7 protein-coding genes are annotated in these 10,098 nt (G+C 71.2%); 2 read left to right on the forward strand and 5 right to left on the reverse strand.

The window, feature by feature from the left end; translation table 11 throughout:
- Window positions 1-307: 307 nt before the first annotated feature.
- Complete coding sequence (locus AC5LUJ_RS14610; protein ID WP_250282950.1) at window positions 308-2,338, reverse strand: glycoside hydrolase family 15 protein; 2,031 nt, start codon at window positions 2,336-2,338, stop codon at window positions 308-310.
- 268 nt (window positions 2,339-2,606) lie between these two features.
- On the opposite strand from AC5LUJ_RS14610, the gene AC5LUJ_RS14615 reads away from it, so the two are divergent.
- Window positions 2,607-3,215: a PH domain-containing protein gene (locus AC5LUJ_RS14615; RefSeq protein ID WP_250282952.1), complete on the forward strand. Its 609-nt coding sequence runs from the start codon at window positions 2,607-2,609 to the stop codon at window positions 3,213-3,215.
- 193 nt (window positions 3,216-3,408) lie between these two features.
- Here AC5LUJ_RS14615 and AC5LUJ_RS14620 read toward each other — a convergent pair whose 3' ends face one another.
- Together AC5LUJ_RS14620 and AC5LUJ_RS14625 are read right to left on the reverse strand one after the other, a co-directional pair.
- A complete protein-coding gene (locus tag AC5LUJ_RS14620; protein ID WP_250289579.1) occupies window positions 3,409-4,515 on the reverse strand; it encodes a rhomboid family intramembrane serine protease in 1,107 nt (368 codons plus the stop codon).
- 55 nt (window positions 4,516-4,570) lie between these two features.
- Window positions 4,571-5,095 carry a peptidylprolyl isomerase gene (locus tag AC5LUJ_RS14625; protein WP_250282956.1) on the reverse strand — a complete coding sequence of 175 codons (525 nt, stop codon included), beginning with the start codon at window positions 5,093-5,095 and terminating at the stop codon, window positions 4,571-4,573.
- Between the two features lie 540 nt (window positions 5,096-5,635).
- On the opposite strand from AC5LUJ_RS14625, the gene AC5LUJ_RS14630 reads away from it, so the two are divergent.
- Complete coding sequence (locus AC5LUJ_RS14630) at window positions 5,636-6,343, forward strand: hypothetical protein (RefSeq protein ID WP_250282958.1); 708 nt, start codon at window positions 5,636-5,638, stop codon at window positions 6,341-6,343.
- 62 nt (window positions 6,344-6,405) lie between these two features.
- Here AC5LUJ_RS14630 and AC5LUJ_RS14635 read toward each other — a convergent pair whose 3' ends face one another.
- Window positions 6,406-8,151 (reverse strand): GMC oxidoreductase, encoded by a 1,746-nt coding sequence (locus AC5LUJ_RS14635; protein WP_250282978.1) that lies wholly within the window; start codon window positions 8,149-8,151, stop codon window positions 6,406-6,408.
- Between the two features lie 732 nt (window positions 8,152-8,883).
- Window positions 8,884-9,858 carry a hypothetical protein gene (locus tag AC5LUJ_RS14640; protein ID WP_493465105.1) on the reverse strand — a complete coding sequence of 325 codons (975 nt, stop codon included), beginning with the start codon at window positions 9,856-9,858 and terminating at the stop codon, window positions 8,884-8,886.
- Window positions 9,859-10,098: the final 240 nt, after the last annotated feature.

Consider the following 10,098-nt stretch of genomic DNA (forward strand, 5'->3'; position numbering starts at 1 on the left):
TACCCGGGTCGGCGGGTACCCGGGTCGGCGGGTACCCGGGTCGGCGGGTGTCCGCCGGGCGGATCCGGCTGGGGACCGGGTTGATCGCCGGGCGGCCGCGCCGCGGGATGGACGGAACTTCCACCGGTGTTATTCATCCCCAACGGTTGTCCACAGTGTGGATATCGTCGCGGGTGAGCATCGTTATGGGTGAGCACCCGCGGACGCACCGCTGCAGGCGACGCCACGGCGCTCCATGACACACGGGGATATACCGGAACATTTATGGAAATACGGGCCGCGACCGTGACGCGCGGGGCGCAACAGGTCAGGACGCCGGGGCGGGCCCGGGCTCGCCCGCGGCCTCCTCGGCCCGGATCACGTGCATGACCGCGTTGATGAGAGCCAGATGGGTGAACGCCTGCGGGAAGTTCCCCAGGTGCCGGCCGGTGCTCGGGTCGAGCTCCTCCGCGTAGAGGTCCAGCGGGCTGGCGAAGCTCAGCAGGCGCTCGCAGTGCTGCCTGGCGCGGACCACCTCACCGATCTCCACCAGGGCGGAGATCAGCCAGAACGAGCACATGAGGAAGGCGCCCTCAGCCCCGGTCAGGCCGTCGTCGGTCTCCTCCACGCGGTAGCGCAGCACCAGGCCGTCGACCGTCAGCTCGTCGGCGATCGCGAGGACAGTCGCGCGTACCCGTGGATCGGTCGGGGGCAGGAATCCCAACAGCGGCATGAGCAGCAGCGACGCGTCCAACGCCTTCGAGCCGTAACACTGGGTGAAGACTCCGCGCTCGTCGAGACCGTTCGTACACACGTCGGTGTGTATCTCGTCGGCGACAGCCGCCCAACGGGCCGCGGTCTTGGCGTCCCCGCGCATCGCGGCCAGCCGCCGGCCCCGGTCGGCGGCGACCCAGCACATCACCTTCGACGAGGTGAAGTGCCGTAGTTCCCCCCGCACCTCCCAGATGCCGCAGTCCGGCTCCCGCCAGTGCTCGGCGGCGGTCTCCACCAGCCTGACCAGCACCGGCCACAACCGCTCCGACAGATAGTCGCGCGAGCGGGTGTGCAGGTAGACCGAGTCGAGGATCGCGCCCCACAGATCGTGCTGGCGCTGGGAGAACGCCGCGTTGCCGACCCGGACCGGGAACGCCCCGTCGTAGCCGGACAGATGCCCGAGGATCTGCTCGTCCAGCCGGCTCTCGCCACCGACCCCGTACATGATCTGTAGGTCGTCGCCGTTCTCGCAGACGTCCGCGATGAACGAGAAGAAGTCGTTCGCCTCGTAGTCGAGCCCCAGGGTGTACAGGCCCCACAGCGCGAATGTGGAGTCACGGATCCAGCTGTACCGGTAGTCCCAGTTACGCTCCCCTCGCGGCGTCTCCGGCAGGGACGTGGTGGACGCCGCGAGCAGCGCCCCGGTCGGGGCGTAGGTCAGGCCCTTGAGCGCCAGCGCGCTGCGCTGCAGATGCCCACGCCACGGGTGGTCCGGGAAGACCCCGCGGGAGAGCCACTGCCGCCAGAACGCGGTCGTCCGCGTCACCGCCGCGATCGCCTCCGCGTAGCTGGTGGGCAGGAAGGGGTCGCTGGCCCGCCAGGTCAGGGCCACGAAGGCCGTCCCGCCCTCGGCCAGGGTGGTCCTCGCGTGTGCCCGGCGGCCGTCGAAGCCCAGCCGGAGATCCGTCCGCAGCCGCAGGGTCAGCTCGGGATGCGAACGGATCCGTGGGCCGGGCCGCTCCGACGGGCCGCGCCGGCCGTCGTCCGGCTTGCCGCTCGGTGGCACGGCGCCATCGGCCCACACTCCTGTGCCGCCACGGACGGTGACCGCGCTGCCGTAACCGGCGTCCTCGTACGCCCAGCTCGCTGGCCGGCGGCCGTAGTCGAAGTTGGGCTCGCACAGCAGGGCGAGATCGACGGTGCCGTGCTCACAGCGCGCGAGCCGGAGCAGGACGTGTTCGGCGTCCCAGTCCGTCGGGGTACGCCGATGGGTGTTGGACCGCTGTTGGGTGCGGTGCCAACGTCCGACAATGAGACAGTCGGTGACGATGAGCCAGCCGTTGGGTGTCTGCCAGGTGGTCTCGAGGATGTTCGTGCCCGGCAGGTACCGGCGCCCGGCCGGGATCATCGTCCGCTCCGGGCCGAACCGGAAGCCGCCCGCCGACCGGTCGATGACCGCGCCGAACACCGACGGATCGTCCGGACGCGGCAGGCACATCCACTCGATGTTGCCGCTCGGGGCGACCAGACATGTGGTCTCACAGTCGGAGAGGAAGCCGTATTCGGCGATGGGCGGGAACGGGCTGACGCTGCCACGCCGGGTGGGCGGCGACACGGTCTGGAACGCTGTCTGGAACGAAGCCACGTCCGCTCTTCTCCTTCTCCGGCCGCAGGCCCCGGCGGCGGGGTGCGGTACACAGGGCCAGGCCGTCATCTGACGTGACGTCGAGAAAGCGGATAGTAATCGCCATGAAGATCGACCATGCGCAGGCCGGGCAGCGGCACGGCCCGCGCGGGCCAACGGCGGCGCTGCCCGGACGGCCGTCGGCCCCCAGACCAACGGCCACGCTGCCCGGACGGGGCCCGTCGGCCCGCGGGCCGACGGCGATGCTGCCCGGGCCGCCGGATGTGCTGTGCTGGGCGACATGCGGGATGAGGACTTCGCCGACCGGGACATCGCCGGCGCCGGACGCTCCGACGGCACCGACGGCGGCCATACCGGCGCCGATGTGGGCGACGCGCGTGCGAGTGGCACGGGGGCGGACGGCGCGGGCGGTACCGGTGCCGGCCGCGCCGGTGGGGCCGGCGCGCACACCTGGTCGCCGTCCTGGTGGCGGGTGGCCGGGTGCGCCCTCGCCGGCGCGTTCCTGCTCGCGGCCGGTGCCGTGGGCGCGCTCGCCGCCCGTCTGGGGCCGCTGGACGGCCCCGGCCGGCTGCTGGTCGGGATCGTCGGGGCCGGGCTGTTGCTGCTGGCCGGCCGGGACGCCCTGGCCCGACCGGCGCTGCATGTGGATCAGGGCGGAGTCGACCTGGTGGACGGCATCCACCGGCGGCACCTGCCATGGGCCGCCGTGCTGCGGGTACGCGCGGGCACCCTGACGCGCAGCCGTCGCGCCGTGCACGTCCGCGTCCTCACGGTCGAGACGATCGACGGCCCGCTCATGCTCAGCCGCCGTCAGCTCGGTGCCGAGCCCGAACGGGTCGCCGAGACGGTGGAGGAGATCCGCCTCCGCCTGCGCTGACCCGATACGCAAGCCGCCCGGCTTCCCCTATTCGGGGTGATACCGAAAGCATCCGAGGTACTGGCCCGCGGGCCCGGGGAACCACGTCCACACCAGGACAACCGGACGGGGAATCCTCACGTCAGAAGCATCCGGCCGCCACGGCCAGGGGCCGGAAGCCGCCGGGCCGCTCCTGAACGAATATCGGTGGCGGTTACGTCACCGTGGAAGTCCGGGCGACCGCGATGAGCAGCAATGCGGCGAGAACAGCACCCACCGCGGCCGCCTGCGCCCATCCGCGGCGTGCCGGCACATAGGCGTAGATCGCCCCCACCGCGAGCCCGGCCGCGAGACCACCGATATGGCCCCATTTGTCGATGTTCGGAATGGTGAACGTGATGACCAGATTGATGCCGACGATGATGAGGATCGCCGAGGTGTCGACACGCAGCCGTCTGGCGATCACGTAGTACGCCGCGAAGAACCCGAACACCGCGGTGGACGCCCCGACCGAGAACACGTCCCGTCCGTTGATCAGATAACTGAGCGTATTTCCGCCGACGGCACAGACGACGAACAGGGCGAGATAGCGCACCCGGCCGAGGATCTGTTCGAGCTGGGTGCCGAGCAGGTACAGCGCGTACATGTTGAACAGGATGTGCAGGATGCCCGCGTGCAGGAAGGCCGCGGTCAGCAGCCGGTAGTACTCGTCGTTGAGCGCTATGCCCTGGCCGTCCAGGGAGTAGTCCCCCGTGAAGGCGTTGTCGAGATTCCCGCTGGCCAGGCCCGGCAGCCCCTGCAGGACGTACGCGGCCACGCAGAGCCCGATGAGCACCTGGGTGAGCAGCCCGGGACGCCTGGCCATGGCCCGCCCGCCCAGCGAGGTGACCGGCCGCCGGGAGGCGGCGCCACGGTGTGGCGCCGCGGCGCCCTCCTGCGGACAGTGGAACCCCACAGCCGCCGGACGCATGCACTCCGGGCAGATCGGACGCCCGCACCGCTGGCAGGAGACGTAGGTTTCCCGGTCGGTGTGCCGGTAGCAGTAGGGGACGGGACGGGGATGCGCCGCCGGCCCCCGCTCCGGCTGGCCCGTGGGCCGGGAGCCGGTGGCGGAGGGGGCGTCCGGCGTCCAGCCGTCAGAGGGGTCCGAGGACCCGCCCGCGGGCCGCCAGCCGGCTGGCTCCGGTGGCTGCCCGGACGCGTGGTGGTACCCGGGCACCTGATGCCGGCGCGGGCCGGCTGCCCAGGCGGTGCCGGCGCCCACCGCCCGGCGGGGATCCGGGACACCCGGATCCCCTGGTCTCGACCAGGGTGGGTTCATCGCAGCGGTCCCGACACCTTCGCTTCCCCGTCCGCCTTCCCGTTCCCGCCGGCCGCTACGCCTGCCGGCGTTCGACGACGACCTGCGTGATGACGATGTCGTCGGCCGGGCGGTCCTGCGGCCCGGCCGGCGCCTTGCTGATCGCGTCGACGATGTCGGTGCCGCTGGTGACCTCACCGAAGATGGTGTGCTTGCGGTCCAGCCAGTTCGTCGGGGCCACGGTGATGAAGAACTGGGAGCCGTTCGTCCCCGGGCCCGCGTTCGCCATCGCCAGCAGGTACGGACGGGAGAAGCTCAGCTCCGGGTGGAACTCGTCGGCGAACTTGTACCCCGGGCCGCCGCGGCCGGTACCCAGCGGGTCACCGCCCTGGATCATGAAACTCGGGATCACCCGGTGGAAGATCGTACCGTCGTACAACGGCGCCTTCGTCTTCTCACCCGTCCGGGGGTCGGTCCACTCCCGTGTACCCGTGGCGAGACCGACGAAGTTCGCCACCGTCTTCGGCGCGTGGTTCTTGAGCAGCAGGATCTCGATGTCACCCTGCGTAGTCTTCAATGTAGCGTACAGCGCCTCGGCCATGAGCCTCTCTTCCGTCGTACCGGTAGCGGCTGATCGCCGGTGACGCCGAATGTCGCGTCGCAGGTCCAACGATCGCCATGCTGGTAATGCTCCGCCGATCGTATGCGTCCGGCCGTACGCGACCGGTCGCGCGGGACCGTCCATATGGGACCGGGCCGTGTACGCCGCGTTCCGGCCAGAACCGGCCAGGGCTGGCCAGGGCCGGCACGAGCTGGCAAGGACCGGCACGAGCCGGCAAGGACCAGCCAGGGCCAGCACGAGCTGGCAAGGGCCGGCACGAGCCGCGGCACGAGCTGGCATGGCTGACAGCCCTGCCGGCGGAGCCGGGCTCAGACGCCCGCCGTCGGGCAGCGGCGAGTCCGCCCTGGCGATATCCAGCGATACACCAGGAGCGAATATTTTGTCACGATTAGCATACTGGTTGTGCTTAGCCCAATTGTGGGTAGAGGAAGATTCAGCAGACCGTAACGCGAGTTGCGCGAAGGGAAGCCGATGAGCAACAAGCGAGAGAGCAGACGGTGGCGTGGTCACGATTCTTCCGTGACCGAGACGCCCGCAGGGCTCCGTTTCGGGCCGCTGGTAGTGAACCGGGCCCGCGGTGGCCGCGATTCCTCCCCGACCGAGGTGCCCGCGGAGCACCGTTTCGGCGCGCTGGCAGGCCGGGCCCGGCGCGGCCACGAGCCTTCCCCAGGTGAGACGCCCGCGAGGCCGGCCCCGCATGCTCCGCGAGCCCAGCAGGCCCCGTGGGCCCAGCAGGCCCAGGCTGCCCGGTCGCTGACGGAGAAGATCTCCCGCGCGGCCGAGCAGGTGCCCACCGAGAAGATCCCGGCCGCGTCCAGCGCTGTCACCGACCGTGCTGGCAAAGCGGCGACGCAGGCCGCCACCCTGGCCAGCACGATGTCCGGACGCGCCGGGCAACAGATCGACAGAACCCGCTCCCAGCGCGCCGTCCACCGGGAGGAAAAAGCGCGTGCCCACGCGGAGAAGACACAGCACCTCCTCGAGCAGCAGCTGGCCAGAGCCGAGCACAAGCTCCAACGGATACACCGCCGCCGGCGGCGCGGCATGACGGCGATCCTGCTGGTCGGCGCGGGCGCGGCAAGTGCCGCGGCGGCGGCCCGCGGCGGCGTCCGACAGCCACGGCCAACCGGGCCCGAGGACACGGCCACGACGGCGACGGCGGGCCCTGGCGCCGAATCACCCGACATCGGGTGGAACGACCCGGAGAGCACCCGTCCGACAGTGTGAGCGGATAGCTCAGCGCCTCGGGAAACACCGGGCACGGCGCCCGTCCGGATCTTGCTCCAGCATCATCCACGGTCGCGGACGGCGGCCAGGGGCAGGCCGACGCGGTAGGCGGCCGGAGCACTCTCCGGTACGGCCGGACGTACCGGTCGTACCGGAGGGATCCGCCGGTACGACGACCCGAGCGGCGGACGCCTGTCCGGTTCGCCGTTGTTGGGCCACATCGCCATCGCCCGCTCAGCCTGCGCGACAATGGTCAGTGACGGGTTGACGCCGAGGTTGGCCGATATCGCCGCGCCGTCGACGACATGCAGGCCGTCATGTCCGAACACCCGCTGATAGGGGTCGACGACCCCGTTGGACGGGGAATCCCCGATCACGGCGCCACCGAGTATGTGCGCCGTCAGCGGAATGTCGAAGATTTCCGTCAGCGTACCGCCGGGAAAACCGTCGATGCGCCGGGCGACCCGCCGGGTCGCGTCGTTTCCGGCCGGAATCCAGGTCGGGTTCGGCTCGCCGTGGCCCGGCCTGCTGGTCAGCCCGTGCCCGCCGAACAGGCCCCGTCGACGGGCAACCGTGAGCGAGTTGTCCCGGGACTGCATGACCAGCGAAATCATGGTGCGTTCCGACCAGCGCCACGGCAGCGGTGCGTAGAGGAACAGAAACGGATGACGCAACGCTTGACCGACGAATGTGAGCCATCGTGGTACCCGCCGGCCGCCGTCCGTCATGAGGGTGGCCAACAGAGCCAGCGCGTTGCTGCCCCGGCCGTATCGGACGGGCTCGATATGGGTGTCCGCGGCCGGGTAGAAGGAGGACGTTATCGCCACGCCCCTGGTGATCCGCTCGTCCGGGCGGAACCTGGTGGCGCCGATGATGGATTCCGAGTTCGTCCGGGTCAGCGTGCCGACCCGCGCCGAAAGCGCCGGCAGCACTCCGGTGTCCCGCATCGTGAGCAGGAGCCGCACGGTACCGAGCGTCCCGCCGGCGAACACCACCTGGCGCGCCCGCCACGTCCGCCGCCCACGGCGCACCCAGGATCCGGTACGTACCGTCTCCACCTCGTAGCCACCGTCGGGGTAGCGACCGGCGGGGTAGCGACCGTCGGTCAGCGGGCGCACGGTGGTGGCCTCGGTGCCGGGAAAGACCTGGGCGCCGATCTTCTCGGCCAGGTAGAGGTAGTTGCGGTCAAGGGTGTTCTTGGCGTTCCAGCGACAGCCGGTCATGCACTCGCCGCACTCACGGCATCCGGTGCGGGTCGGCCCGGCACCCCCGAAATAGGGGTCCTCGGTTTCCACACCGGGTTCCTTCCGGCCGTCCCGGCCGAAGAAGACACCCACGTCCGACAGCTTGAAGGTATGTCCGGCACCCATTTCTTCGGCGACCGCCCGGTACACCTCGTCGGCGTAGGTGACCGTCGGGTTCGTCACCACTCCGAGCATGCGTTCGGCCTGATCGTAATAAGGCGCCAGTTCCTCGCGCCAGTCGGTGACATGCCGCCACTGCGGGTCAGTGTAGAACGCCTCCAGCGGACGGTAGAGCGTGTTCGCGTACACCACCGAGCCGCCGCCGACAGCAGCTCCGGACAGTACGAGCACACGGCCGAGCATGGTGAACTTCTGGAACCCGTGGCAGCCCAGCCGGGGTGCCCACAGATAACGGCGGATGTTCCAGCTGGTCCGGGGCAGCGCGTCGGGAGGAAACCGGCGGCCGGCCTCCAGAACGATGACCCGGTACCCCTTTTCCGCGAGCCGGAGCGCGGCGACGCTGCCACCGAACCCGGAACCGATCACGATCACGTCGGCATCCATAGCCGCGGACGCCCTCTCGACCGGCTCACCCGCCCCGGCGCGAGACTCCTCCGATCCGGCACGAGACTCTTCCGATCCGGCACGAGACTCTTCCGATCCGGCACGAGACTCTTCCGCCCCGGCACGAGAAAGGACCGGCAGCCGCCAGCGCCCAGCCGTCCAGCGCCCAGCCGTCCAAGGCCCGGTCGTCACGGCGGGCGCGCACTTCCCCGCACCGTCGCGAGCCTTCTCGCGACGAGGGAACCGGCCCTGGCGCGCCGCACCCCGGGCGGTCGTCCCATCGGTCGCACTGTCGCGCGCACCGCCACCGGACATACGCTCACCCCCACCACGTGTATCCCGCGCCCAGGAGATCGCCGTCCCGCGCGGGCCCTGTTCGGCGGGAGCCTGCTCAGGCCTACGCGGAAGCCCCGACCTGTGGGCCCGCGGTCTCCCATCATCACCGCATCGGCCACGAAGGCAACACGCCTGCCCAGCGGCAGACCGGCCGACGTTCCAGACAGCCGTCAGTGGCGGTCGAGCCTGGAGCGCCGGTCAAGCAGCGCGCATCCCGTCCACAACCGCCCGTACAGGCCACGATCCAGGCAAGTTTGTTGTTGTGCACGCTTTTTGGCCGCGTCAACGTACGTCAACGTACACAGCAACACACTCGTGCCGATCTTCTCCGGTGACCGGCGGCCATCGACGCGCGCCGCCGGTCATGACGGATACGTACGGTAACATGACCGGCGCTCAGGCAGCACCGGTGGCGCGAGGTGGACGGGCGCGAGCCTGCGCGGCTCCGGCGGCCGCCGCCTGCTCTATCGCGGCAAGTTCCGGCAGGCCGGACGGGACCCGCAGTGGTACCGCCACGGGCGACGGGGCCGCCGCCGGCGCGGCCGCGGTGGCCGGGCCGGCACGATGATCAGTGGCGGCAGGTGCCGGGGCCCACGACCGGCACGACCGGCACAGGCATTCCGCGGACGACGCCGGCAGATGGTCCAGCCGTCGCAACACATGATCGACGGGATCGTCCACCCGGCCGGCTCCGGCGCCGGCACCCATGGTGTCCACCAGGTGCATGGCCAGTTCCGCCGCGTTCCACGAGCCGGCGACAAGGATGCGGACGATCCGGTCCCGGGCGGCGGCAAGGGTCTGCGGGTCACGTCGGATGGCCCGGGCAAGCGTGACGACGACCTGCCCGGCCGCCTCGGCGACCAGCCGCTGCGGGGAGGCAGGCCAGGCCTGGCTGTTCCCCGCGGAAGCCGGCCCGCTCCCGTCCGCCGGCGCCGCCCCAGCCCGCACGCTCCCGCCCGGCACGGTTCCGCCCGGCACGGTTCCGCCCGGCACGGTTCCGCCCGGCTGGCTCCCGATCACCGGAATGACCCGGTCCTGGACGACCGCCGCGTCCGAGGTGGTCGTCGTGCCCGGTGCGCCCCCGGTCTGGTCGCTCCTGGGCGGCTGCTCGGTTGCGGAGCGGGCGTTTCCGGGCTGAGCGCTTTCGGGCTGAGCGCTTTCGGGGAATTCGGGCTGTGCGCTTCCGGCTGCCCCCGCACCAGGCACGGACGAGGTGTCCGCGGCCGGGGCAGCACCGGATCGCGGAACGGAAGGCGACGTCATCATGTTCGTGGCAGGGCCCACCGGAGGCACGGCCGTGGAGAAGGAGTCAGCGGGGACGGACGCGGTGACCACGGAGTTGTCCCCGACCACCATCAGCGCCTTGGCCATCGCGGCGCCCGTGATGCGGGCGCGGCGTCGGGCGGCGGCGCTCGGTCGGTCCGAGGCGGGCCGCGGGCCGGCCCGGCGACGGGACGCCACGGTGGCCGGCGTGGCGTCGGCTCGCTGGCTCCTCGGATACGCCGCGGCCATGCTGGCCGCGGCAGCCGGAGCAGCCGGGCCAACCGGAGCAGCCGTGGCAGCCGTGGCAGCCGGAGCAGCCGGGCCAGCCGGAGCAACCGGAGCAACCGG

This window comes from Protofrankia sp. CiP1_Cm_nod3 (assembly GCF_982290655.1).

Bases quoted from the DNA above. Each gene is read 5' to 3' on its own strand.
- AC5LUJ_RS14620 (WP_250289579.1), bottom strand. From the start codon at position 4,515: ATGAACCCACCCTGGTCGAGACCAGGGGATCCGGGTGTCCCGGATCCC.
- AC5LUJ_RS14625 (WP_250282956.1), bottom strand. From the start codon at position 5,095: ATGGCCGAGGCGCTGTACGCTACATTGAAGACTACGCAGGGTGACATC.
- AC5LUJ_RS14635 (WP_250282978.1), bottom strand. From the start codon at position 8,151: ATGGATGCCGACGTGATCGTGATCGGTTCCGGGTTCGGTGGCAGCGTC.
- AC5LUJ_RS14640 (WP_493465105.1), bottom strand. From the start codon at position 9,858: ATGGCCAAGGCGCTGATGGTGGTCGGGGACAACTCCGTGGTCACCGCG.